Consider the following 22559-nt stretch of genomic DNA (forward strand, 5'->3'; position numbering starts at 1 on the left):
TGTAAAATTTTTGCTTGACTTTGTCGACACGCTGTTGACATAAATTTGCTAGTCGACACGCAGCCGACAGAAAACAGAAAAGAAACGGCTAAAGCCGACGAGTGGAACCGCGCGCTTCGCGCACAGCAAAAGAGGAATGCCGATGCTTTCGAAGTTGATCACGTCCGCCTTGCGGGCGCTGCCCGCGCTCGCCCTGATGGGAGGTCTTTCTGCAACCGCCGCTTACGCCCAGACTGCCGACGGCTATTGGCAGGGCGTGCAGAAGGCGGGCGTTTTGAGGTGTGGCGCGGCCGTCGCGCCGCCTTATGTCATGCGCGACCCGGCAACGGGCGAGTATTCGGGCTTCTTTGCCGATCTCTGCAAGGAATTTGCCGATGTTCTTAAGGTGAAGCCGCAATTCGTTGATACGACCTGGGATAATATTGTTGCCGGTCTTCAAGCCGGAAAATGGGATGTCTCGCTGGCGCTGAACCGGACGCCGGCCCGCGCTATGGCCGTCCAGTTCTCGATCCCGGCGATGGAGTATCAGATCTCGCTCGCCTATAATAAGAACAATCCGAAGATTCCGGCGACGGCAGCTTCTGTGGCCGACCTCGACAAGGCCGGCGTGACGATCGCCGTCATGTCCGGAACGGCCCAGGACAAGGCCATCTCCGGCGCAGTGAAGAACGCCACCATCATGCGCCTTCCGGGCAATGATGAGACGCGCCTGGCCCTTACCTCGAAGCGGGCCGACGTTCTGGTCGACGCCTCCGATACCAACCAGCTTCTGACCCAGGCAAATCCCGATTGGGCCGTGGCCCTCAATCCGAAACCTGCGCTTGCCAAGCAAGGGGTATCCTTTGGCCTGCCGCATAACATGTCGGCCGCAGACGTCGAAGTCGCGAACATCTTCCTCGAAGAAAAGGTTGCCACCGGTCACGTCGACGAACTGATCCACAAGGCCGTCGAAGAAGTCCTCAAGGGGGCAAAATAAGACCCGCCCAGCGTCGGCGCTTCGTCGCCGACGCACTCTCTCGCTTTTCAGACAAACCGAGATCGGCCATGACCACCTCCTTCAACCTTCCCCTCGTGAAAATGCAGGCGCTCCACAAGAGTTACGGCAACGGTGTTATCCAGGTGCTGAAAGGCATCGACATCGAAATGAAACCTGGCGAACGTGTCGTTGTCATCGGCCCGAGTGGCGGCGGCAAGAGCACGTTGCTCCGGGTGATGATGGGCCTGGAGCAGGTAGACAGCGGGTCGATCAGCTTCGATGGGAAGGCCTATATTTCGTCCGAAGGCCTTGGCAAGAAGACCCTCATCGATACGGAAGTCCGCCGGTCGATCGGCATGGTCTTTCAGCACTATACGCTCTTTCCGCATTTGAATGTGATTCAGAACCTCGTTCTCGCACCCTGCAAAGTACGGGGGGAGGCAAAATCGAAGGCGATGGCTCGTGCCCAGTCCCTTCTCGAGCGTTTCGGACTTGGTGCCAAGGCCAATGCGTACCCCGCCCAGCTCTCCGGAGGTCAGAAACAGCGCGTCGCCATCGCCCGGGCGCTGATGCTGGATCCCAAGCTGATGCTCTTCGACGAGGTTACGTCGGCGCTCGATCCCGAGCTTGTCAGCGAGGTCGAGCAGGTGATCCTTCAACTGGCATCCCAGAACATGCCGATGATGATCGTCACCCATGACATGTGGTTTGCGAAGAACATCGCCTCGCGCGTGATTTTTTGTGCCGGCGGTGTCGTCGTCGAGGACGGCCCTCCAGAACAGGTGCTCGGCTCGCCCAGGGAAGAACGCACCAAGGAATTCATCGACCGCGTTTTCCACATCAAGCAGCAGGGGGCAGTTGCGTGAGTTACACGTTCGACTTCAACGCTGTATCGATCGCGCCACTGCTGCAGGGATTGTGGGTTTCCCTGGAGCTGACCGCGGCGGCCAATGTCATCGGTATCGTCTTCGGCTTTGTGCTCGCCCTTCTGATCATGAGCCCTCACAGGCTTGTCCGATTGCCGTTCATGCTGTTCGTCGAATTTTTCCGCTGCACGCCCGCCATCGTTCAGATCGTCTGGATATTCTATTGCGTTCCGATGATCTTCGACGTCTTCCTCGACCCGATCACAATGGGGGTGCTGGCGCTCGGGCTGAATCTCATGGCGTTCAATGCCGAGGCCTATCGGGCGGCGATCCAGGCGGTTCCGCGAGAGCAACTCGACGCCGGCATCGCGCTTGGGCTCTCACCATTGCAGCGAGTGCTCTACATCATCTTCCCGACTGCATTCCGCGCCTCGATCCCCGTCTTGCTGACGAACGGCATCGTCATCTTCCAGCAGAGCGCGCTGGTTGCGATCGTGGCGATCCAGGACCTCATGTACCAGGGAAAGACGCTCGCGACCGAAACGTACCGGCCGATCGAAACATTCACGGTCGTGGCGCTGATCTATTTCGCCGTGTCGTTTCCAATCACGCAAATCGTCGGCTTCCTTGAACGCCGCCGGCAGCTTCTCGTCAGCTAGGGGGCCAGGATGACACTCGATTTCTCGATCCTTCTCCGCTTCGAGCACGCGCTTTTGCTCGGCCTTTGGATGACGGTCAAACTGACCGTGATCTGCATCGTGCTTGGATGTTCTCTCGGCTTTTTGGTGGGGCTCGCCAGAACCTCCCGCAATGTCGCGCTGCGGGCCGTCTCCAGCATCTATGTCGAATTCTTTCGCGGCACGCCGGTGCTCATCCAGCTCTTCTGGATCTTCTTTTGCCTGCCTCTGCTGCTGGGTGTCGAGCTATCGAACCTAACCTCGGGCATCATAGCGCTGACCCTCTACATGGGAGCGATCACCAGCGAGACCTTCCGCGCCAGTCTGAAATCGATCGGGCCTGAGCAACTGGATGCCTGCGTTGCGCTCGGGCTTCCACGAAATACGCAGATCATCAATGTCGTGCTGCCTCAGGCCGTCTTGCGCGCGATCCCGACGCTGCTGTCGAACTGCGTCAGCCTGTTCAAGGAGAGCGCCTTGGTTTCCGCTGTTGGCATGGTCGATCTCATGTTCGTCGGCCAGAACATCTCGAACAACACGGCAAGACCCGTCGAGGTGCTGACTGTCGTCGCCCTGATCTATTTCGTCATCGCCTTTCCGCTAACACGAGCCGTCTCCCTCATCGAGACGCGCATCCTGAAGAAACTCGCCATCTAAACGCACTCGCTTCATCCACAGGAGACTTCCATGAAACTGTCCGGCGTCATGCCTGCGCTCATCACCCCCTTCGATGCGAATGGGAGGGTCGATTTCAAGGCCTTCGAGCGGCACCTCACTGCGCTGCGCGCCGCCGGAGTAACCGGATGGGTTCCGATGGGTTCGACAGGCGAATATTCTGCGCTGTCGAACGAGGAGCGTGACGACGTATTGAGGTTCGTCAAGGACTTCGCGAGGGAAGGTGAAGCCCTGATTGCCGGCACGAACGCGTCCGCGAGCCGTGAGGTCATTGAAAACACATTGCGGGCCAAGGAGATCGGCTACGACACCGTTTTGCTGGCGACACCCTTCTACACACGCCCGACGCAGGACGAACTGCTCGCGCATTTTCGTAGGGTGCTCGATGCCACCGACATCAACCTCGTGCTCTACAGCTATCCCTATAAGGACGGCGTCGAGATCGGTTTCGACATCCTCGATGCGCTTGCGGACGATCCTCGGGTTCTCGGCATCAAGGAAAGCTCCGGTTCCCTCCAGCGCGCGATCGACATTCATTCCCGGTACAAGGGCCGTATCGACCTGATCTCCGGATCGGACGATATCGCTCTTGATTTCATGTTCTGGGGCGCGAATGCCTGGATCTGCGGACCGGCCAACTGCATGGCCAAGGCCTGCGTCGATCTCGATCGAACCTTCCGCTCGGGTGATCTCGCCGCCGCACGGGAGAAGATGATCGTGCTCTATCGTGCGATGAACATCCTAGAGAGCGGCAAGTTCGTGCAGAAGGTCAAATATGGCTGCGAGCTTCAAGGCCTGCCCGTTGGCAACTGCCGCGCCCCGCTGGGTGAACTGAACGCCGAAGAAAAGGCCGAGTTCAGGGCCGCCATGCAGCCGATCCTCAACTGGTAGATTCTATTTTTTGACGACGAGTTCTGGCCGCTTCGTCGGCCGGAGCCGCAACAAATCCGGTTTGGCTGAAATAGTGGGAGGCTTGGACTATGCGGTTCAAAAAGGTTTTGTCCGTCGTCGATTGCCATGCAGAAGGCGAGAGTGGCAAGGTGATCGTCGGCGGTGTCGGTCAAGTGCCGGGCCAGACCATGTTTGACAAGCGGGTCTATCTCAAGACCCATATGGACGATATCCGCAAGATTGTCCTTTTCGAACCACGTGGAGCCGTCTGGCACAACGCCAATATTGTTTTGCCCTCCAATCATCCCGAAGCGGACTTCGGCTATGTGATCCTTGAAACCACCGAGTATCCGGCAATGTCGGGCTCGAACACCATGTGCGTCGCGACTGTGTTGCTTGAGACGGGCATTCTTCCGATGCAGGAGCCGGTGACGCTTTTGGTCTTGGAATCGCCCGCCGGCCTCATCAGGGTCCGGTGCGAATGTGCAGACGGAAAGGTCACGAGCGTCCGGCTCTTGAACCAACCTGCTTTCTGCTACCATCTCGATAGCAGCATCGAAGTCGAAGGTCTCGGAACAGTTCGCGTGGCTATTGTCTACGGCGGAATGACCTACACGATGGTCGACGCTGCGGCTCTTGGATTTTCGATCGATCCTTCCGAAGCCCGGGATCTCTGCGAAATCGGGCAGAAGCTTAAATTTGCTGCGGCCGAGCAGCTCGCTGTGGCGCATCCGGAAAATCCTGCGATCCCTGGCATCACCAATACCGAGTTCATGGGACCGCTTCGCAGGGAGAACAATGGGCTGGTCTCCAAGAACTGCGTCGTTGTTTCCCCTGGTCGCTGCGACCGCTCGCCGTGCGGCACCGGTTCCTCCGCACGCCTTGCCCTGTTGCATGCCAAGGGTCTGATCGCGCCAGGCGAGACCCTTGTTCATGAATCGATTACCGGCAGTCGTTTCACCTGCACCATCGACGGATTGGCCAAGGTCGGAAAATATGACGCGGTCATACCCGCGATCGCCGGACAAGCATGGATCACCGGCCTTTATCAGATGGGCATGGATCCGACCGATCCCTATCAAGAGGGGTTCACCATGGCTGACACCTGGATGACGACTGTCTGATGCATCGGTGTGGAACGGATATGAGTGCAAGCAAAACGCCTTTGGTGGTCGTCGGTGCCGGCATCATCGGCATAGCCATCGCCTACCAACTCCAGCGGCGAGGCGAGAGCGTGACGATCGTCGATAAAGACAGCACCGGCACGGGGGCGTCTTACGGAAACATGGCGAGCATCGCAGTAACCGAATTCATGCCGGCTTCGCGGCCAGGCATCTGGGCTCAAATGCCCAGGTGGCTCATGGACCCGGAAGGACCACTCCGCATTCGGCCCGCCTATATGCCGAAACTGGTCCCTTGGTTCATGCGCTTCCTTGGAAACAGCCGGCCATCGAAACTTAGGGAACTGGAGGCTGCGGGGGCGGCACTTTGTGGCCGTGTCTATGAGGACCTAAACGCACTGCTCAAGGAAACCGGCCTTGAAGACATGCTGGGCGCCGAGGGCTGCCTCAGCCTCTACACAGACGAGGCGGAGTTCCGCGCCGATCGCGAGCATATCGAGATTCTCGAACGCTTCGGTTTCCGCCATGAAATCCTCGGCGGCAACGCCATCCGCGATCTCGAACCGGCGCTGACCACAAAGATCGGCAAGGCGGTTCTATTTCCCGACAATCGCTCGATTGCCGATCCTTACAAATTGGTCGTTGCCCTGTCGGAAAAATTCCTGGCCCTCGGAGGACGGATCGAACGGGGTGAGGTCGCGGGTTTCGAGCAGGCAGATACCGGCGTTACGGCGCTCCGGACCAAAGACGGGCGCAGGATCGAAGCGGGCAACTTGGTGCTCGCCGCCGGCGCCTTCACCGGACGCCTGTCCGCTATGCTGAAAGAGCCGATCCCGCTGGAGACGGAGCGCGGTTATCACACCCAGATCATGGCGCCGCACATTTCCATGCGTCACTCGATCATCTGGCCGGCGCGCGCCTTCATGGTGACCCCGACCGCGGGCGGCATCCGGGTTGGCGGCACGGTCGAGATGGCCGGCCTCGATGCGCCGCCGGATTATCGCCGCGCCAGAGTGCTGGTCAAGCGCGCCAGGGAGGCGCTGCCGGAGCTGAGAGCGGAACAGACGAGTGAATGGATGGGCCATCGTCCGGCTCTGCCGGACACAATTCCAGTCATGGGGCGGTCGGCCAAGCGCAGGAATGTCTGGTACGCCACGGGTCACGGACATCTCGGTTTGACCTATGCAGCAACGACCGGCCGGTTGATGGCCGACCTTATCACGGGCGTCGAACCGCCCGTGGACATGAAACCCTATCGCGTCGACCGGTTTTGAACCAAGCGCGGCAAGCAAAGAGGGAAGAACATGCGAAGCGAACTCTATATCGACGGACAATGGGTGAAGCCGATCAAGGGCGGCACATGCGACGTCGTCAACCCGGCCACCGAAGAGGTCATACAGACAATCGCTGCGGCAACGGCCGAGGATGTCGACGTCGCTGTGAAGGCCGCCCGCCGTGCGTTCGACAAGGATGGATGGCCGAAGCTTTCCGGTGCCCAACGCGCGCAATATCTCAGGGCGATCGCCAGCGGCATTCGCGCCCGTCAGGCCGAGATTGCCCGCCTTGAGGTCCTCGACAACGGCAAACCCTTGCCCGAGGCCGATTGGGACATTGCCGATGCGGCTGGCTGCTTTGATTTCTACGCAGGACTGGCCGAGCAACGCGACAATAATCCTGAGGAGACGATTGCCCTTGCGGACGATCGCTTCACATCGAAGGCGGTGAAAGAACCTGTCGGCGTCGCGGGTGCGATCATTCCCTGGAACTACCCGCTGCTGATGGCTGCCTGGAAAGTCGCTCCCGCACTCGCAGCAGGATGCACGATTGTCCTCAAGCCCGCAGAGCTGACCTCGCTCACCGCATTGGAGCTTGCTGCCATCGCCGACGAGGCCGGGCTACCTCCGGGCGTCCTCAACATTCTCACCGGTTCCGGATCCGTAGCCGGACAGGCTATCATCGATCATAAGGGAGTGGACAAGCTCGCATTTACAGGCTCCGGCCCGGTCGGCTCCAAGATCATGGCTGCGGCGGCCCGCGATATCAAACGGGTGAGCTTGGAGCTTGGCGGCAAGTCGCCATTCGTCGTATTCGAAGATGCGGATATCGACGAGGCGGTCGAATGGGTCATGTTTGGCATCTTCTGGAACCAGGGACAGGTCTGTTCCGCGACGTCCCGCGTTCTCGTGCAGGAAGCGATCTACGAGCGCTTTCTTGCGCGTCTGATCGAGGAAACGAACAGGATTAGGATCGGCAACGGCCTGGAGGAGGGCGTGCTGCTGGGGCCGCTGGTTTCGAAACGGCAGTACGAGCAGGTTCTCGCAGCCATAGAATCCGCACGCAACGCCGGCGCAACGGTCGCTTGTGGCGGTAACCGGCCGGAAGGGTTCGACAAGGGCTATTATCTCCGTCCAACCGTGCTGACGGATGTTCCCCTCGACTGCGACGCCTGGGTCGAGGAGATCTTCGGGCCAGTCGTGTGCGTGAGACCCTTCAAGATGGAGGAAGAGGCGATCGAGCTTGCCAATGATTCCCGCTTCGGCCTCGCCGCAGCGGTCATGTCGAGGGACGATGTCAGGGCGGAGCGTGTCGCTGCCGCTTTCAGGGCCGGCATTGTCTGGATCAACTGCTCGCAACCCACATTCACGGAAGCGCCCTGGGGCGGTTACAAGGAGTCCGGAATCGGCCGTGAACTCGGCCGCTGGGGCCTCGACAATTATCTCGAAACCAAGCAGATCACGAAATACGTCAGCGAAGATCCCTGGGGCTGGTACATCAAACCGGAGGCTGCTGAATGAGCCGGAACCGGACGCTCGATCTTCTTCAGGTTCACCGCCAGGGCGAGATCGGGAAAGTCATCGTCGGCGGAGCCCCCGAAATTCCAGGCGCGACGATGCTCGACAAGATGAACCACATCAACGCGGTGGACGACAGCCTTCGGCGGTTCGTGACGTTCGAACCGCGGGCCAATGCGGCCATGTCGGTGAACCTTCTCATTGCGCCGACGCGATCCGACGCCGACGCCGGCTTCATCGTCCTGCAGGCGGATCGTGCGCATCCGATGTCTGGAAGCAACTGCATCTGCGTGGTGACCGCACTGTTGGAAGGCGGGCAAGTGCGGATGCGCGAACCCGAGACGGTCGTTCGCCTCGACACACCAGCCGGACTGATCATCGCGCGCGCCATATGCCGCGACGGCAGATGCATCTCGGTCAGCCTCGACAATGTGCCGAGCTTCGCGGAAGCATTGGACAAGGAAATCGACACGCCGAAATGGGGCCGCATCCGGACGGATATCGCATTTGGCGGCGTCTATTATGCGCTCGTCGACGCCAACCAGCTCGGTCTTGATATCGCTCCGCAAAACGCTCGCGCCCTTGCCGAAGCGGGCATCGAACTGAAGGCGTTACTGTCCGAACACGTCGACGTCGCCCATCCGATCCTCGCTGGTGTCGACGAGATCACCTATGTGATGTTCCGTCGACGTGACGCGGATGGCGCTGTGAGGACCTGCACCACGCTGCAGCCCGGACGTGTCGATCGATCGCCCTGCGGCACCGGCAGCTCTGCAAATCTCGCTACACTTTTCGCGCGCGGCGAAGTCGGTATTGGCGATCATAGGACCTCGCGCTCGATCATTGGCGGAGAATTTCTCGTCGAGGCGGTCGGCGAGGCGGAAGTGGGAGGCCGGCGCGCCGTGCTCCCCCGAATAACCGGCCGGGCTTATATTTATGGTCGGGAACAGCTCCGCATGTCTGACGACGATCCGTTTCCAGGCGGTTTCGCGCTGTCCGATACCTGGGGGCCGCAAATTGGTTCATTGCGATAGGAGGTGACGATGACAGGAGACTTACCACTTGAGGGGCGGACCATTCTTGTGACCGGCGCAACGGGCGGCATCGGCGCTGCTATCGTCGAGCGGCTTTCGGCCGAAGGAGCAAGGCCTATCGTCCACTATAGCGGTGATCGGGCAGGGGCCGAATTCCTGCTGGACAGGCTCGGCGGAAATGGCCTCCTGATCCAGGCGGATCTTTCAGCCGCGGACGGTGCTTTCAAGCTTTGGCGCGAGGCGCTCGAAGCAGCGGGCCGAATTCACGCGATCGTCAACAATGCGGGTATCCGCACCGAGGTCGGGATCGACGCCGATGTTTCGGAGTGGCGCGCCAGATGGCAGAAGGAATTCCAGGTGAATTTCTTTGCTGCGGCGGATCTGTGCAAGGAAGCGATACTCCACTTCAAGGCAAAGGGCGGCGGCCGTATCGTCAACATCGCCAGCCGCGCCGGTCAGCGTGGTTATGCAGCCGATGCGATGCCTTATGGCGCCACCAAGGCGGCGCTCGTCAATCTGACCAAGTCGATTGCCCGCAGCTTCGGGGCCGAAGGGGTAACGGCGGTTGCGATTGCTCCCGGCTGGGTACGCACGGACATGGCGGCGGATTTTATTGCTGCGCATGGGAAGGCGGCGGCCGTTGCGGACATTCCGATCGGCGAAATGGCCGAGCCGTCCGAGGTGGCTGAACTGGTCGCGTTCGTTCTGCGGCCGAGCCAGGCGTCGCTGAACGGCGCGACCCTCGATGTCAACGGCGGAAGCTACATTCGATAATTGGAGATGATTGTTATGAAACGTTTCGAGGGAAAAGTTGCGATCGTCACGGGAGCGGGCGGGGGTATCGGTTCGGCCATTGCGAAACGCCTGTCAAGCGAGGGAGCTCTTGTCGTCGTGACCGATGTGAACGCCGAGGCTGCGGCGCAGGTCGTCAGCGACATCGAGCGCGTAGGCGGCAATGCGATGGCGATTATGGCGGATATATCGAGGAAGGAGTCGTGCTTCGATCTGGTGGATCGGGCATTCGGCTTGCAAAACCGTATGGACATCCTCGTGAACAATGCTGGCATCAATCGTCGTGGCAATCTGCTTTCGTTGTCGGATGAGGATTGGGATATCAGCTTCACAGTCAATCTCGACTCGATGTTCCATCTGTGCCGGGCGGTTCTTCCGCACATGATCGCGGCCGGCGGTGGCGCGATCGTGAACACGGCCTCGCAATGGGGGCTCTATCCCGCGCCCAATCACATTGCCTACAACACCACCAAGGCGGCCGTTGCAGCATTCACCCAGAATCTGGCTCGCGACTATGCGCCCGACAAGATACGGGTCAACGCGGTATGCCCGGGCGAGATCCACACGCCAATGCTGGAAGCGGGGGTAAGGCGCTCCGGCCGCACGATCGCGGATCTGGACAGGCTGGTCCCCTTCGGGCGGATCGGCAAGCCGGAGGAGGTCGCCGCGCTTGTCGCATTTCTGGCATCCGACGAAGCTGCATTCATGTGCGGATCTCTTGTCGAGATCACCGGCGCTCAGGCTGTGGCTTAAGGCACTGAAACTCGGGTCCGCTGAGAACCGGCAGTGCGTTGGAGCGACAAATTAGGGCTTCTTGCCAGGCAGTCGCAAGCCGCTGCTTTTCATCCGTGAAAGATACCCTGCGGAATTGGTTGTTTGCCACCCGGGCCGCTCTCCCTATCTCTACCGCTAACAGCAGATGATCGCGGAGGATGACATGCTGACTAAACTCGATAATGCCATCACAATGACCCTCTGGAACGGGCGAGAGATCCCGCGCCTGGGCATGGGATGCTGGGCGATCGGCGGCCCGTTCTATGCCGGCGACGTGCCACTTGGCTGGGGCGAAGTCGATGACGATGAATCGATCCGCGCTATCGAGCGCGCCGTCGATCTCGGCATTCGCTTCTTCGACACCGCCTCGAATTATGGAGCCGGGCATTCCGAAGAGGTTCTCGGCAGGGCGATCGGCAACCGAGACGACATCGTCATCGCCACCAAATTCGGCTCCTCGACGGACGAGAAGACCAAACAAGCGACAGGTCCCCGCGCCGATCCCGTCTATATCCGTCAGTCCGCCGAGACATCTTTGCGGCGTCTTCGTCGCGACCGTTTGGACCTGCTGCAGTTCCATCTCAACGATTTTCCGATCGAAGCCTCGGATGAGGTTTTCGAAACGCTCGAAGCGCTCAAGGCCGAAGGCAAGATCGACGCTTTCGGCTGGAGTACGGACCATCCGGATCGCGCTGCACGCCATATTCATCGCGCGGGCTTCGTGTCGATCCAGCATACGATGAATGTTTTCGAGCCGGTTCCGGCGATGATCGATATTATCGAGCGCAATGATCTGATTTCCATCAATCGCGGTCCGCTGGCGATGGGGCTGCTCAGCGGCAAGTTCACTCCCGACAAAACAGTCGGTGAGAAGGATGTGCGTGGTGCAAGCCTCGGCTGGATGATCTATTTCAAGGACGGTAAGATCGCTCCTGAATTCGCTGCCCGCCTGGAAGCGGTCAGAGACCTGCTGGTTGAAGGTGGCCGCACGCTGACTCAGGGCGCTCTTGCCTGGTTGTGGGCGCGCTCGCCCCGTACGCTGCCAATTCCCGGCTTCCGCACGGTTGCCCAGGTCGAGGAAAATGCCGGCGCCCTCGCGAAGGGGCCGCTGCAAGCAGATGTAATGGCGAAAATCGATCAAGCGCTGGCCGGTCTTTAGCTTCCGCGGGCCCTTTACGGTCGTCACAAGTCCCGCATGGAGGAACTTATTCAATCGGCGGGAATTCGAGAAACAACCGGCCGTAGGTAGGTCTAGCCATGCGCGTTCGAGTCGTTACTCTCAATGTTTGGAATGTCGAGGGCGATAGCCGCCGACATAACATTATCAATCAGGAGCTTCGCCGCCTTAAGCCTGATCTTGTCGCGCTGCAGGAGGTCATTCAGTCGGCGGAGGCCAGAACCCTTGACACGATGATGGATGGCCTTGGTCTGCACGTCACTCATCAGCAAGATGTTCAGGTTGTAGCGCCGCCTTATGCTGATCGATATGGCGGCGCAGCGATTGCGACCCGGTGGCCGCATAAGGTGGTCGAAGTGCTCGATCCCAGAATGCCGCAGGCGCCGGACGTGCCGTGGGCCACGCTCGCGGCAACCGTGGACCTCGGTGACATCGGCAGCATTCTTTTCATCGGCACCACTGCGGCCTGGCGCCCAGCCGCCGAAGCCGCGCGCGAGCGTCATGCCGTGGCCATCACCGATCTCGACAGCAGGCACAGGCAGGATTTGCCGACGATCATTGCCGGTGACCTCAATGCCAATCCGGATGCGGCTTCGATACGTTACCTGACGGGCCGACAGTCGCTCGATGGCAGGAGCGTTTGCTATTATGATGCTTGGGAGATCGGCGGACATGGAAAGGGCGACACCTGGACGGTAGCGAACCCAAATGCTGCAGCCGGGGCGGAACGCATCATCGGCCAGGCGAACTATCATCGCCGGTTCGACTATGTGCTGGTCGGATCATGGGATGCCCATCCAAACGGTCGCGCAGAAATTCAGTCAGCCGAACGCGTATTCGATCAACCGGCCGGCGGAGTATGGCCGAGCGACCACTATGGCGTCATGGTCGACATAGAACTCCAAAGAACCTAATCGGCATTTCAATGCCGGCTGATGGCGCGCGACGATCCGGACCTCCGTAACCCGGAGAAATCACCGGTCCCCTTCTTTTTGATCGCAGTGCGTATCATTGCGCAAATTCCAATGATAGCGTCGCCCTACCGGCCGGTCTTGATCGGCAGAAGCACCGGAGGCGGGCACGATGCGTATCATTTTCCGATGTGACCCGGCTTTGGCCGAATATTTGCCGCGCCCCATCCCTGCTCGTGGCGCGCTGCCGGATTGGTTGCGCGCCATGCCCAATACCGCATATTCGGCAATTCACGGTCGCGAAGTGCGCACTTTGAAGCAGTGCCCTCCCGTGGTGGATGCGATGACCTATGGGTTCATGATACTTTTACCCTGCGATGTGGTCGTCGATAAAGGGGTCTTCTCCTGGAATTGGGACGTTCCGGCGCCCGCGACCGAGCGACATCCTCGATCGCCGCTGAGTTTTCATACGCCTGGGCAATTGACAGGCAGTCCGTTCGAAATCGCCGGGCAGGCGGCGATCAAATTCAACAGCTTCTGGACAATCGAGGTCGACGACGGCTGGTCGCTCTTTGCAACTCATCCTGTCAATCGCGCCGATCTCCCCTTCCGGCTGGTCACCGGCCTGGTGGATTCCGACCGATTTACGGATGGTGGAATCAATTTCCCGGCAATCTGGACGCAACCCGAATTCTCCGGGGTCCTGGCCCGCGGAACGCCTGTCGCACAGTGCTTTGCGGTGCCGCGCAGCATGCCGGAGCTGATTTTTGAGGAATTGGATGAGCAACGGCAGAGTGCGTACACGCAGACGGTTGCCACCGTACTCTCAACGCCGGGCGTCTACCGAAAGCGATTTCGCGCCAAGCGCGGCCGCGCCGCTAACCAATGATTGACGCAGTACCGTCTCGTCAAGCCAAAGCCTGCCGCAGGGGGCCGAGGTCAGGGCCATGGCAATGACGCCAAACGTGGACTCATCAAGCGCATAAGCAGTCGAGAATGCCGCCATAGCCTCGTCCATTCTGCCCGCTTCCTGCAATACGACTCCCAAATTGACCGCAGCCTCCGGCGCGTCGGCGTTGATTTCGAGGACACGCCGGTAAGCCTGGGCCGCGCCATCAAGTTTCTGCAGATCGTGCCGTACAAGTGCCAACTCAAACCAAATTCCCGGATGGTCGTCGAGGGCGACGGCGCGTTCGAGCAGTTGTTCGGCTTCAACGAGCGCGCCACGTTCTCTCGCTAGGGAGCTGAGGCGGTTTATGGCTTCCAGAGAAGTCGGCTTGGCATCGAGAACCACGCTCCAAGCATCCCGTGCCGCCGACTTGTTGCCCATCTGGTCCAAAATCCGGGCTTTCTCGACGAAGATCTCCAGCCGGCCATCTATGCCTGTCGCTTTTTCAAGCTGCCTCAATGCCGCTTCCAGCTTGTGTTCGGCTCGATAGATCTTGCCGGCGAGAATGAGGGCGGGGACGTTCCTTGGCTGAGCAGCAAGACTGCTCTCTATTTTTTCCCGAGCACCGGAAAAATCCTCTTCTGCAAATAGAATAGCCGCCAAGAGATGAGAGAGGGATGGATCGGATGGAAACTGGTCCAAACCGGCTTCGCAAAGCTGCTTTGCCACGTCACGATTGCTCTGATTGAAGGCCGCCACCGCGTCCGCAATGATCGCCAAACGCTGACTTTCTTTCATGCGCACGCCATCCAGATGCGCCCGAGCGCAATACCACAAATCATCGTCACGGAGTTATCCGCCGCCGGTATCGAGCCGTCAATTGTGGAATTTTGATCGTAAACTGATTGTTCGCAGGAACAGATATCCATCTCGCCTCCACAGAGCGGCAGAAGGCGGAGCGAGCGCGCAGGCATGCGCACGCGATCAGCCCGGCTAAGACGGAACCATGCTTCGATTGTCCAGTTAGGATGCCGTCTAATGATATTCGACAGGAGAGCCGAAATGAACAATCAACCCGATGATCCAGGTCCTCGCGGTCAGACGTGGCAGGATGTGGCTGACCAGCCAAGCATAGGAGCGGGCATAAATGAACGACCGAAAACGGGGAGTTCGGAAGAAGCAGTCCGTGAGAACCTAAACGAGCTGCGGCAGTTTGCCGGCGAGCAGACGGAGCGGGCGAAGACCGCCGTCGGCGACGCGGCCGAAGACAAGAAGAATATGGCCGCACGGCAACTCGGCGGCGTCGCATCGGCACTCGAAAAAGTCGGCTCAGAACTCGAACGGTCGGACCAACAGGTTGTCGGCCGTTATGCCAAGCAGATCGGCGGTTCGCTCCAGGGTTTCGTGCGTGACATAGAGGGTCGCGATCTCGGCGAAATTGCCGGCATGGTTGAAGACTTCGGGCGTAGGCAGCCACTTGCCTTTCTCGGCATAGCGGCGATTGCCGGCCTGACAGCAAGCCGGCTCCTGACAGCCTCCGCCCACCGTCGCAGCGAGCCGGCGGTTTCCCCGCCCTCCGCTTCTTCGATGCCGGCAGGCGTCCAGTCAATGCGAAGCGAACCGTAGTGCAAGGAGGATCGCCACAATGGCAAATCATCGAGATGACCGCACTCTGACCGAACTGATGACCGGTCTGGTAGGCGATATATCTGGACTCTTTCGCAAGGAAATCGACCTGGCGAAGGCGGAAGCATCCGAGAATTTGAACCGTGCGCTGGGAGGCGCCGAAATCCTGCTCGTCGGCCTGGTGTTTGCGATCGGTGCCATAGGCGTGCTGTTGAGCGCCGCGGTCAACGGACTAGCCGCTTTTCTCGTGGCGCGGAACGTAGCTGAGCCGAATGCCGACACGCTGGCAGCGCTCATTGTCGGGGTGATCGTCGCACTCCTTGCCTGGGCAATGGTCGCGCGCGGTATTTCCACGCTGCGAGGCAGCAGCCTCAAGCTGGATAAGACGGCGACGTCGCTGCGGCGGGATGTGGATGTGGTGAAGGAGAGAGTGCAATGAACGACAATTCTCACTCCCACTCGGCTGCCGAGCTGCAGCGAGAGATCGAGGCGGATCGCCATCGGATCGAGGAAAAGCTCCACGCGATCGAGGAGCGCATGTCTCCCGGCCAGCTTATGGACGAACTGCTCGAATATGCGAGGCAAAGCGGTGGCGCTGAATATGTCAGCAATCTCGGCAAGGCACTCAGGACCAATCCCATTCCCGTTACGCTATTGGGAGTGAGCCTCGCCTGGCTTTTTGCCAATCCTGGCGCCCGCCCAACAGGAGCCAGCGAGCGGGACGAAGCCCGAGAGGAATACCCATTGGCGACCGTGAAAGGTGCCGTAAGGCGCACCGGCCCGGTAGAGGCGAGCTTCGGCGAACGGTATAGCCACTTCACGGATGACGGCGGCAATCGTTTCAGAGCCCTGACGGACGCTGGCGGCCGCCGAGCTGGCCACTTCATCGACCAGAGCGGCAAGGCCTATCGCGGCTTTGCCGACGCGGCCGGCAAGCGGATCGAGGACATCCGCGACGAGGCTGGCACCCTGTTCGATGGGGCCTCTGGTTGGGCGTCCGATACTTGGCAGCAGGTCAGTAGCTCCGCGGGCCGGCTGTCCGATTCGGTTGCGCAAGCAGGGAGTTCCGTCGCGGGCGGCGTTCAAGGTGCAGCGCGAATGGTTGGGGATCGAGGCGGGCAGCTTAACGACGCCATACTCCGTCATTTCCGTGATCAGCCCCTCGTTGGTGGTGCGCTCGCTTTTGCGGTCGGCGCAGCCATTGGCGCGGCGCTGCCGCATACGGAGCTGGAGGACGAGGCGATCGGGGACGTTTCCGACCAGCTTCGCAGGGATATCACGTCTAAGGCAAGTGAGGCGACCAGCGGGGCGGTCGGAACCGCTCGAGAGGTGTTGAACAGGACGGAAGAGGTTAGCGCCAGACGTGACTGAGTGACGGATGATTGCCGGATGCTGGTGCCGGGTCGGCGCCAGCAGCATACGATCTCGTTTATCGGGTATTCTTCCGGCAACGCTCTTTATTTCGAAAAGCCGTCGCTGCGGCGTTACCGGATAGCAATGACTGCGCCCGTTTGGTCAGGCGGCTGGCAAGCCCGACGAGGCCCGTCGAAAGACTGATAGGTATTATCCTCCCGACGATAGGACCTATAACGGCTTGCGCACCAATCGGCTGCTTGCGCAGATATCGGTGGTCCAGCCTGTGGCCCTTCATCCGGCTGGGCCACGTCCGACGGCGAGGTGCAGTGTCGGACCTGCCCACTGTAGGAACGATAGCTGTTCGTCGCAGGATCGAACGAGCGGTAGCGTCGGGCACACCACTGGATGTGTTCCGCAGAGAGCCATGGCTTTTGCTGTACGACGTTGGCCGGAATCGGTTGCAGTTCCTTCGATGCATCGGCGATTTTGAGGGCGGGGGCATTGGTGACATAGGTCGAATACAGAGGCGGCAGCCGCTCGTAGTGTTGCGCGCTGGGATCGATCCGCCGCGGCTCTGTCGTCCACAGATCCGGCGCTGCCAGATTAGCGAATGAATGTCGTTCCGGTTCCGCGATGACGTAGGAAGCAAGGGACGCGACAGCGACACAGGCGCCTACCGCACTTGCGATTCCGAACGCGACCGATGCTATGGCTTTCATTTTGACACCTTCGGGCCATCGATATTCTGGGACATTGAGACGGGTACGAGGCGGTCTTGATGACCGCTGTCAAACGAACGAGCCGAACCCATGGGGGTTCCACCACTCGGTCTTCAGTCTGATGGAATTCGGACTTTGGTCCAATGTCGTTCCAAAGAACGGCAAACGGTCCATCGGTGCCTTTCTTTATCAACAGGACCAATTTGCTTCTCACCCCCCCCCAAACACTTTTGCCGTGTCAACGCCTTGTTGCGCTTCTACGATGAGCTGCGATTCGCCGTTTAAAGCGACAGACGTGCGACCAAGATGGATGAGGGGATGGAATATGACGGATGCCAAGAGCAGCATCGCAGGCCTAAGGCCACACATCACTGTCATTGGGGTAGGCGGTGGCGGCGGAAACGCCATCAACAACATGATTGCCGAAAATCTGGCGGGGGTAGACTTCGTCGCGGCAAATACCGATGCTCAGGTTCTCGCGACATCGAAGGCGTCGCGCCGCATCCAGCTCGGAGTAAATGTGACCGAAGGTCTGGGTGCCGGTTCGCTGCCGGAGGTAGGCCGCGCGGCTGCCGAGGAATCGATCGACGAAATCATGGATCATCTGAGCGGTTCCCACATGTGCTTCGTCACCGCCGGAATGGGCGGCGGAACCGGAACGGGTGCCGCGCCGGTTATCGCTCATGCTGCCCGTTCGGCCGGCATCCTAACCGTCGGTGTCGTCACCAAACCGTTTTCGTTCGAGGGCAATCGCCGCATGACGACGGCGGATCTCGGCATCGAGGCGTTGCAGCAGGCAGCCGATACGGTAATCGTGATCCCCAATCAGAATTTGTTCCGGATTGCGGATGCAAGGACCACTTTCGCGGATGCGTTCATGACGGCCGATCGCGTTCTTTATTCCGGCGTCGGATGCATCACCGATCTCATCGTCAAAGAAGGCCTGATCAACCTTGATTTCGCTGATGTGAAATCGGTCATGCGCGGCATGGGCCGGGCCATGATGGGCACGGGCGAAGCCACTGGGGAAAGCCGAGCGATGAGAGCGGCCGAAGCGGCGATCGCAAACCCGTTGCTGAACGACGTTTCGATGAGAGGTGCCAGGGGTGTCTTGGTCTCGATCTCCGGCGGTTCGGATATGACACTCTTCGAGGTGGACGAGGCAGCGAGCCGTATTCGCGACGAAGTGCAGGGCGACGCGGAAATCGTCGTCGGTGCGATCTTCGACCGCAATCTCGATGGGCGGTTCCGTCTCTCTGTTGTGGCGACCGGATTGGATGGCAGCAGAACGATCGAAACGATGGACGCGTATTCTCAGGATGTGCATCAGACGCATACGCTTCAGTAGCGTGCGCAATCTGGGCAATTTCGCCATAGACCGCAACACATCTGCCGTGGTCGTAGGAAAGCGAAAGAACTCCAAATAGGCCGGGATTTGCTCGAACAGCATGTCGGTGCCGACCCGGAAGGCGCAGCCGCGAGCTCGTGCCGCCTCAAGAAGCGGCGTGATCTCCTGCTTCATGACCACTTCCCCGACGAATGTAGCGGACGAGAGCCGAGAAACGTCGTGACCTTTCCAGAACTTCCGCAAGGTTCGCAAACCAGGGGAGGCCATTGGCGCGCGTCGCATCGCCCTCGATGTGGCGCGTGCCGATCAGCCCGGCGCCCATGACGGCGATTTTCTTGGTCCCCTGCGACAGCTCTTGCATAGAGGCTTCCTTCAGATCCTAATTGCGCAGGATTTCGCCGAGGAATTTGCGGGTTCGCTCATGGGATGCCCGAGGCGCGTGCCAGCGCTACGGCAAGGCCGGCGTCATGGCGCTTAAAGATCGGATAGCTTGTATCCAGGCGGCTTGAAGAGGGTCGCCGCCTTGCCGGCAATGTCCGGCTTGAATACCTGCTCCGCCCAGTCCTTCGGCGCGACATCCTCGATGCCGACCGACACGGACTCCGGGCCGTAGCCAAGCGTTTTGGTGACAGCGCGGGTGATTTCCTCGGCCAAGGCGGATTTCTCCGCGTCCGACCGACCCGCATACATTTTGACAATAACGTGGGGCACGATTTCTGCTCCTCACCAAGGTTGGTTCGCGGGGCCGACGGTGAATTCATTGACCGTGGTGTCTGCCGGCAAATCGAGCGCAAAGGCGACGACATCGGCGATCCGGTCCGGCGAAATGCCGAATTTGGCATACAGCCCACGCATCGCCTCGGAGGCCTGCTTGTCGGTGATAGTGTCCAGCAGCTCCGTATTGATCGCGGCGGGATAGATCGTCGCGGTGCGGATGTTCGTTCCTTCCATGGCCGACTCCATGCGCAGGACTTCCATGAAATTGCGCACAAACCATTTGGTGCCACCGTAGACGGCGCCGTTTGGATAGGCTTTGAGGCCCGCAACCGATGAGGTCGCGATAACGTGCCCGGATTTCCGGGCGATAAAGGTCGGCATGACCGCCGCGATCCCGTTGAGGACGCCCTTGATGTTCACGTCGACCATCTTGTCCCAATCATCGGTCTTCAACGCCGACACCGGAGAGCTGGGCATAAGCCCGGCATTCAGGAAGATGGCGTCGACGCTGCCGAAGGACTCTTTCGCGAGCTTCACGATGTCATCGTTGTCAGACCGCTTGGTGACGTCGAGCACTTGGTAGACTGCTTGGCCGCCTTCCCTGGCAATCTCTGCGGCCAGGGCCTTGAGTTTGTCGTCGCGCCGCGCGCCGAGGACGACCTTTGCGCCTTTATTGGCGAGCAATCTCGCGGTCGCCTCGCCGATGCCCGATGAGGCGCCAGTGATAATCACCACTTTGTCTTTAATCATGATGCCAGATCTCCGAATGTTGACTTCGACGCGTTCATGCGCCGTATTGTTCGTTACTGACCTTTTCCATCCAGTCGACAACCTTGCCCTCAAGGTGTTCCTGCAGGGCGATGTGACTCATGGCATTGTTGGGGGCCGCGCCGTGCCAGTGCTTTTCGCCGGGCTCAAACCACACCACATCGCCGGGACTGATCTCCTCAATGGGGCCGCCTTCGCGTTGCACCAGGCCGAGGCCGGTGGTCACGATGAGCGTTTGACCAAGCGGATGGGTGTGCCAGGCGGTGCGGGCGCCGGGCTCGAAAGTCACAAGCGCGGCCGCGCCGCGGCGGGCGTCGTTCGCCTGGAACAAGGGATCGATGCGGACGGTGCCGCTGAACCAATCGGAAGGCCCTTTGCCTGATGGCTGGGAGCCATTGCGGATGATGTTCATGGTCGTTCTTTCCGTTAACGCCTGGCGCAAGGCCAGCTTGGTTTCCGAAAGGGAATCTAGGTCCTGTTGCGCCATCTGATTAGACGCTATAATCCAAATGCACTTATAGGCAGGACCAATGAATGAACGACGTTCTCGACGGATTGACGGAGTTTCTAACAGTCGCACGCGAACGGAGTTTCACGCGGGCGGCGGCTAAGCTGGGCATTGCGCAGCCGACGCTGAGTCAAACCGTTCGCGCTTTGGAAGACCGGCTCGGGGTTCGCCTGCTGATCCGCACGACGCGCAGCGTCTCGCCGACCGAGGCTGGGGAGCGCCTGCTGCAGACCGCCGGCCCGCGTCTGGATGATATCCGGGCTGACCTGGAGGCGATGCGGGAGTTGAGGGACAAACCGGCGGGCACGTTCCGCATCTCGGCGATCGACTTCACCGTCGATTACATCCTCTGGCCAAAACTTGCGCCTTTTCTGGAAAAATATCCTGACATCAAGATCGAAATCACCATCGACTACGCCATGACCGACATCGCGGCTACCGGCTACGACGCCGGTGTTCGATTGGGTGGGGTCGTGGCGAAAGACATGATCGCGGTTCCGCTGACGCCCCATGCGCGGTTCGCGGTGGTGGGGTCGCCGTCCTATTTCGAGCGCCACCCGGCGCCGACCGTGCCGCAGGACCTGACCGGCCACCGCTGCATCAACCTGCGCCTCCCCACCTACGGCAATCTCTATGCCTGGGAATTCGAAAAGGACGGGCAGGAACTGCGCGTCCGCGTCGACGGTCAGGTGGTGTTCAACGGCATATTCCAGGTGCTCAATGCCGCGCTCGACGGCTTTGGACTGGCTTTCATTCCCGAGACGATGGCCGCGCCACACCTCGAGGCGGGTCGCCTGCGGCGCGTGCTTGAGGAGTGGTGCCCTTACTGGGAGGGATATCACCTTTACTATCCGACACGCCGGCAGTCCTCGCCCGCTTTTGCACTGCTCGTTGAGGTTCTGCGCTATCGTGAGCAGGACAAGGCAATGCAATCGCGTTGATCATCTGAAACGCCTCTTTTTTGCGACGCCATGGTCCAGAATTGGCGCCGCACTTGTCGGTGCTAGTCGGCCCCCTTCAAGAGCATTAGAGGTGTACTTTGGTTTTTGGCACGAGGCCTGTTCGATATTGATCGACGAGATGTCGGCAGGCGCGGATCGTCAACGCCATGACGGTCAGTGTCGCGCCGGCAATGCCGCTGCCGGGAAAGGCGCTGGCGTCCGTCACGATGACATTGGGTGCGTCCCAGAGCTGATTGTATGGATTAAGCACCGAATTTGGCGATCATTCCCCATGCGCGCCCCACCTGTTTCGTGGATCGCAGCTGCGCTCGGCATCCGGCGGGATATAGCGCCAGGAAACGACATGCCGCTGCGGCCAACGTCCTTCCAGCGTGAGAGCATGACTGCTCCCGCACGAAGGGCAGGGCGGCCGATTTCGTCTGTGCAGCGAGGAGAATTCTGAGCATCTGATGCCGCTTGCGCTTCTGCATAAGCCTTGTTAAGCCCGGCGAGGTCTTTCAGCCCTTGGGCGGAACGTTCCAGCAGATCGGCCGCGAAACGCCAGTCTCGATGACGGGAGTCCCACATTCCCGACCAAGGGTTGCTCCGGGACTCCCGGCCGTTGCGTGGGGTCCATGCTTCGGCACGTTGAATAGATCGCCCGCCGCCGGATTAAACCAGGGCAAAACCTTTCGTGTCAGAAATACAAGATTAATATCCACGGAGGCGTGTGCCGTTTCAGATCGCGGTGCACAAAACCTCAGTCATCGAGGCATCAATATCGCGAACCAAGCAAATCTTCGGCATGCGGCTCCCGGGCTCAGTGGTGCGAGCGAAGCAGCACCATTGCCGGGCCGGCCAGAGCCGCGGCCGCGATCATCAGTGAAATCCCCACCTTCAGTGCTTTTATCCGGCGCGTCCTGACGCCGCTCCAATCATATGCCAATTTATTCCCCCCAGGTGCTGCTCAGCGTGACCTCACCTAGCGGCCTCCTGCCGCA

General features: G+C 59.9%; 25 protein-coding genes and 2 pseudogenes. 19 read left to right on the forward strand and 8 right to left on the reverse strand.

Going from position 1 to position 22559, the window contains the following annotated elements:
* The first annotated feature begins 142 nt into the window (after window positions 1-142).
* From K290_RS0124025 to K290_RS0124090, 14 genes are all read left to right on the forward strand, one after another.
* On the forward strand, window positions 143-976 hold the full coding sequence (locus tag K290_RS0124025) for a substrate-binding periplasmic protein (protein ID WP_028754214.1): 834 nt from the start codon (window positions 143-145) through the stop codon (window positions 974-976).
* A 68-nt stretch (window positions 977-1044) separates the two neighbouring features.
* The gene (locus tag K290_RS0124030; protein ID WP_028754215.1) at window positions 1045-1842 is read left to right on the forward strand and encodes an amino acid ABC transporter ATP-binding protein; all 798 of its coding nucleotides are present in this window, start codon (window positions 1045-1047) and stop codon (window positions 1840-1842) included.
* Entirely contained in the window at window positions 1839-2501 is a 663-nt protein-coding gene (locus K290_RS0124035; RefSeq protein WP_028754216.1) for an amino acid ABC transporter permease, read from the forward strand. The genes K290_RS0124030 and K290_RS0124035 overlap by 4 nt, the downstream gene beginning before the upstream one ends.
* Window positions 2502-2510: 9 nt before the next feature.
* Window positions 2511-3176 carry an amino acid ABC transporter permease gene (locus K290_RS0124040; RefSeq protein ID WP_028754217.1) on the forward strand — a complete coding sequence of 222 codons (666 nt, stop codon included), beginning with the start codon at window positions 2511-2513 and terminating at the stop codon, window positions 3174-3176.
* A 30-nt stretch (window positions 3177-3206) separates the two neighbouring features.
* Complete coding sequence (locus tag K290_RS0124045) at window positions 3207-4085, forward strand: dihydrodipicolinate synthase family protein (protein ID WP_028754218.1); 879 nt, start codon at window positions 3207-3209, stop codon at window positions 4083-4085.
* Between the two features lie 89 nt (window positions 4086-4174).
* Window positions 4175-5209, forward strand: a complete 1035-nt coding sequence (locus tag K290_RS0124050) for a proline racemase family protein (RefSeq protein ID WP_028754219.1) — start codon at window positions 4175-4177, stop codon at window positions 5207-5209.
* A gap of 20 nt (window positions 5210-5229) precedes the next feature.
* Window positions 5230-6480: an NAD(P)/FAD-dependent oxidoreductase gene (locus K290_RS0124055; protein ID WP_028754220.1), complete on the forward strand. Its 1251-nt coding sequence runs from the start codon at window positions 5230-5232 to the stop codon at window positions 6478-6480.
* A 30-nt stretch (window positions 6481-6510) separates the two neighbouring features.
* Complete coding sequence (locus tag K290_RS0124060; RefSeq protein ID WP_028754221.1) at window positions 6511-8001, forward strand: aldehyde dehydrogenase family protein; 1491 nt, start codon at window positions 6511-6513, stop codon at window positions 7999-8001.
* The gene (locus tag K290_RS0124065; RefSeq protein ID WP_028754222.1) at window positions 7998-9032 is read left to right on the forward strand and encodes a proline racemase family protein; all 1035 of its coding nucleotides are present in this window, start codon (window positions 7998-8000) and stop codon (window positions 9030-9032) included. The genes K290_RS0124060 and K290_RS0124065 overlap by 4 nt, the downstream gene beginning before the upstream one ends.
* 9 nt (window positions 9033-9041) lie before the next feature.
* Window positions 9042-9806 (forward strand): SDR family NAD(P)-dependent oxidoreductase, encoded by a 765-nt coding sequence (locus K290_RS0124070; RefSeq protein ID WP_028754223.1) that lies wholly within the window; start codon window positions 9042-9044, stop codon window positions 9804-9806.
* Between the two features lie 15 nt (window positions 9807-9821).
* Window positions 9822-10577: an SDR family NAD(P)-dependent oxidoreductase gene (locus K290_RS0124075; protein ID WP_028754224.1), complete on the forward strand. Its 756-nt coding sequence runs from the start codon at window positions 9822-9824 to the stop codon at window positions 10575-10577.
* Between the two features lie 184 nt (window positions 10578-10761).
* The gene (locus K290_RS0124080; protein ID WP_028754225.1) at window positions 10762-11757 is read left to right on the forward strand and encodes an aldo/keto reductase; all 996 of its coding nucleotides are present in this window, start codon (window positions 10762-10764) and stop codon (window positions 11755-11757) included.
* A 98-nt stretch (window positions 11758-11855) separates the two neighbouring features.
* On the forward strand, window positions 11856-12689 hold the full coding sequence (locus K290_RS0124085; protein WP_028754226.1) for an endonuclease/exonuclease/phosphatase family protein: 834 nt from the start codon (window positions 11856-11858) through the stop codon (window positions 12687-12689).
* A gap of 169 nt (window positions 12690-12858) precedes the next feature.
* Complete coding sequence (locus K290_RS0124090; protein ID WP_028754227.1) at window positions 12859-13575, forward strand: hypothetical protein; 717 nt, start codon at window positions 12859-12861, stop codon at window positions 13573-13575.
* Here the strand turns inward: K290_RS0124090 and K290_RS0124095 are convergent.
* Window positions 13513-14373, reverse strand: coding sequence for a tetratricopeptide repeat protein (locus K290_RS0124095; RefSeq protein WP_037136133.1), 861 nt, complete (start codon window positions 14371-14373; stop codon window positions 13513-13515). The genes K290_RS0124090 and K290_RS0124095 overlap by 63 nt on opposite strands.
* 264 nt (window positions 14374-14637) lie before the next feature.
* Between K290_RS0124095 and K290_RS34865 the strand changes: the two genes are divergently transcribed.
* The 3 genes from K290_RS34865 to K290_RS34870 are packed head-to-tail and all read left to right on the forward strand — an operon-like array spanning window position 14638 to window position 16572.
* Complete coding sequence (locus K290_RS34865; RefSeq protein ID WP_245276648.1) at window positions 14638-15201, forward strand: nutrient deprivation-induced protein; 564 nt, start codon at window positions 14638-14640, stop codon at window positions 15199-15201.
* A gap of 19 nt (window positions 15202-15220) precedes the next feature.
* Window positions 15221-15640: a phage holin family protein gene (locus tag K290_RS0124105; protein WP_028754229.1), complete on the forward strand. Its 420-nt coding sequence runs from the start codon at window positions 15221-15223 to the stop codon at window positions 15638-15640.
* Window positions 15637-16572 (forward strand): DUF3618 domain-containing protein, encoded by a 936-nt coding sequence (locus tag K290_RS34870; RefSeq protein ID WP_051264195.1) that lies wholly within the window; start codon window positions 15637-15639, stop codon window positions 16570-16572. Before K290_RS0124105 ends, K290_RS34870 begins: the two co-directional genes overlap by 4 nt.
* Before the next feature lie 113 nt (window positions 16573-16685).
* Here the strand turns inward: K290_RS34870 and K290_RS34875 are convergent, their stop codons facing one another.
* Window positions 16686-17276, reverse strand: a complete 591-nt coding sequence (locus K290_RS34875; protein WP_051264196.1) for a BA14K family protein — start codon at window positions 17274-17276, stop codon at window positions 16686-16688.
* A 325-nt stretch (window positions 17277-17601) separates the two neighbouring features.
* On the opposite strand from K290_RS34875, the gene ftsZ reads away from it, so the two are divergent.
* Complete coding sequence (gene ftsZ, locus K290_RS0124120; protein WP_028754230.1) at window positions 17602-18624, forward strand: cell division protein FtsZ; 1023 nt, start codon at window positions 17602-17604, stop codon at window positions 18622-18624.
* A gap of 15 nt (window positions 18625-18639) precedes the next feature.
* Here ftsZ and K290_RS36475 read toward each other — a convergent pair.
* The 5 genes and pseudogenes from K290_RS36475 to K290_RS0124140 form a co-directional block, all read right to left on the reverse strand.
* A pseudogene (locus tag K290_RS36475) lies at window positions 18640-18828 on the reverse strand (shikimate dehydrogenase); the annotation flags it as partial.
* Entirely contained in the window at window positions 18770-18985 is a 216-nt protein-coding gene (locus K290_RS0124125; RefSeq protein ID WP_028754231.1) for a hypothetical protein, read from the reverse strand. The gene K290_RS0124125 and the pseudogene K290_RS36475, both read right to left, overlap by 59 nt.
* Before the next feature lie 113 nt (window positions 18986-19098).
* Complete coding sequence (locus tag K290_RS0124130) at window positions 19099-19335, reverse strand: tautomerase family protein (protein ID WP_028754232.1); 237 nt, start codon at window positions 19333-19335, stop codon at window positions 19099-19101.
* A gap of 12 nt (window positions 19336-19347) precedes the next feature.
* Window positions 19348-20091, reverse strand: coding sequence for an SDR family oxidoreductase (locus tag K290_RS0124135; RefSeq protein WP_028754233.1), 744 nt, complete (start codon window positions 20089-20091; stop codon window positions 19348-19350).
* Window positions 20092-20125: 34 nt separating this feature from the next.
* Window positions 20126-20521, reverse strand: coding sequence for a (R)-mandelonitrile lyase (locus K290_RS0124140; RefSeq protein ID WP_028754234.1), 396 nt, complete (start codon window positions 20519-20521; stop codon window positions 20126-20128).
* 122 nt (window positions 20522-20643) lie between these two features.
* On the opposite strand from K290_RS0124140, the gene K290_RS0124145 reads away from it, so the two are divergent.
* Window positions 20644-21558 (forward strand): LysR family transcriptional regulator, encoded by a 915-nt coding sequence (locus K290_RS0124145; RefSeq protein WP_028754235.1) that lies wholly within the window; start codon window positions 20644-20646, stop codon window positions 21556-21558.
* Between the two features lie 85 nt (window positions 21559-21643).
* Here K290_RS0124145 and K290_RS0124150 read toward each other — a convergent pair.
* Window positions 21644-21945: pseudogene (locus tag K290_RS0124150) on the reverse strand (GMC oxidoreductase); the annotation flags it as partial.
* Between the last annotated feature and the right edge of the window lie 614 nt (window positions 21946-22559).

This window comes from Rhizobium leucaenae USDA 9039, from assembly GCF_000426285.1.
GTDB classification, from domain to species: domain Bacteria; phylum Pseudomonadota; class Alphaproteobacteria; order Rhizobiales; family Rhizobiaceae; genus Rhizobium; species Rhizobium leucaenae.

Coding starts and splice junctions, on each gene's coding strand:
- K290_RS0124060 (WP_028754221.1), top strand. CDS start 6,511: ATGCGAAGCGAACTCTATATCGACGGACAATGGGTGAAGCCGATCAAG.
- K290_RS0124025 (WP_028754214.1), top strand. CDS start 143: ATGCTTTCGAAGTTGATCACGTCCGCCTTGCGGGCGCTGCCCGCGCTC.
- K290_RS0124030 (WP_028754215.1), top strand. CDS start 1,045: ATGACCACCTCCTTCAACCTTCCCCTCGTGAAAATGCAGGCGCTCCAC.
- K290_RS0124065 (WP_028754222.1), top strand. CDS start 7,998: ATGAGCCGGAACCGGACGCTCGATCTTCTTCAGGTTCACCGCCAGGGC.
- K290_RS0124085 (WP_028754226.1), top strand. CDS start 11,856: ATGCGCGTTCGAGTCGTTACTCTCAATGTTTGGAATGTCGAGGGCGAT.
- K290_RS34875 (WP_051264196.1), bottom strand. CDS start 17,276: ATGAAAGCCATAGCATCGGTCGCGTTCGGAATCGCAAGTGCGGTAGGC.
- K290_RS0124145 (WP_028754235.1), top strand. CDS start 20,644: ATGAACGACGTTCTCGACGGATTGACGGAGTTTCTAACAGTCGCACGC.
- K290_RS0124040 (WP_028754217.1), top strand. CDS start 2,511: ATGACACTCGATTTCTCGATCCTTCTCCGCTTCGAGCACGCGCTTTTG.
- K290_RS0124135 (WP_028754233.1), bottom strand. CDS start 20,091: ATGATTAAAGACAAAGTGGTGATTATCACTGGCGCCTCATCGGGCATC.
- K290_RS0124070 (WP_028754223.1), top strand. CDS start 9,042: ATGACAGGAGACTTACCACTTGAGGGGCGGACCATTCTTGTGACCGGC.
- K290_RS0124090 (WP_028754227.1), top strand. CDS start 12,859: ATGCGTATCATTTTCCGATGTGACCCGGCTTTGGCCGAATATTTGCCG.
- K290_RS0124095 (WP_037136133.1), bottom strand. CDS start 14,373: ATGAAAGAAAGTCAGCGTTTGGCGATCATTGCGGACGCGGTGGCGGCC.
- K290_RS34870 (WP_051264195.1), top strand. CDS start 15,637: ATGAACGACAATTCTCACTCCCACTCGGCTGCCGAGCTGCAGCGAGAG.
- K290_RS0124140 (WP_028754234.1), bottom strand. CDS start 20,521: ATGAACATCATCCGCAATGGCTCCCAGCCATCAGGCAAAGGGCCTTCC.
- K290_RS0124045 (WP_028754218.1), top strand. CDS start 3,207: ATGAAACTGTCCGGCGTCATGCCTGCGCTCATCACCCCCTTCGATGCG.
- K290_RS0124105 (WP_028754229.1), top strand. CDS start 15,221: ATGGCAAATCATCGAGATGACCGCACTCTGACCGAACTGATGACCGGT.
- K290_RS0124080 (WP_028754225.1), top strand. CDS start 10,762: ATGCTGACTAAACTCGATAATGCCATCACAATGACCCTCTGGAACGGG.
- K290_RS0124055 (WP_028754220.1), top strand. CDS start 5,230: ATGAGTGCAAGCAAAACGCCTTTGGTGGTCGTCGGTGCCGGCATCATC.
- K290_RS0124075 (WP_028754224.1), top strand. CDS start 9,822: ATGAAACGTTTCGAGGGAAAAGTTGCGATCGTCACGGGAGCGGGCGGG.
- K290_RS0124050 (WP_028754219.1), top strand. CDS start 4,175: ATGCGGTTCAAAAAGGTTTTGTCCGTCGTCGATTGCCATGCAGAAGGC.
- K290_RS0124125 (WP_028754231.1), bottom strand. CDS start 18,985: ATGCAAGAGCTGTCGCAGGGGACCAAGAAAATCGCCGTCATGGGCGCC.
- ftsZ (WP_028754230.1), top strand. CDS start 17,602: ATGACGGATGCCAAGAGCAGCATCGCAGGCCTAAGGCCACACATCACT.
- K290_RS34865 (WP_245276648.1), top strand. CDS start 14,638: ATGAACAATCAACCCGATGATCCAGGTCCTCGCGGTCAGACGTGGCAG.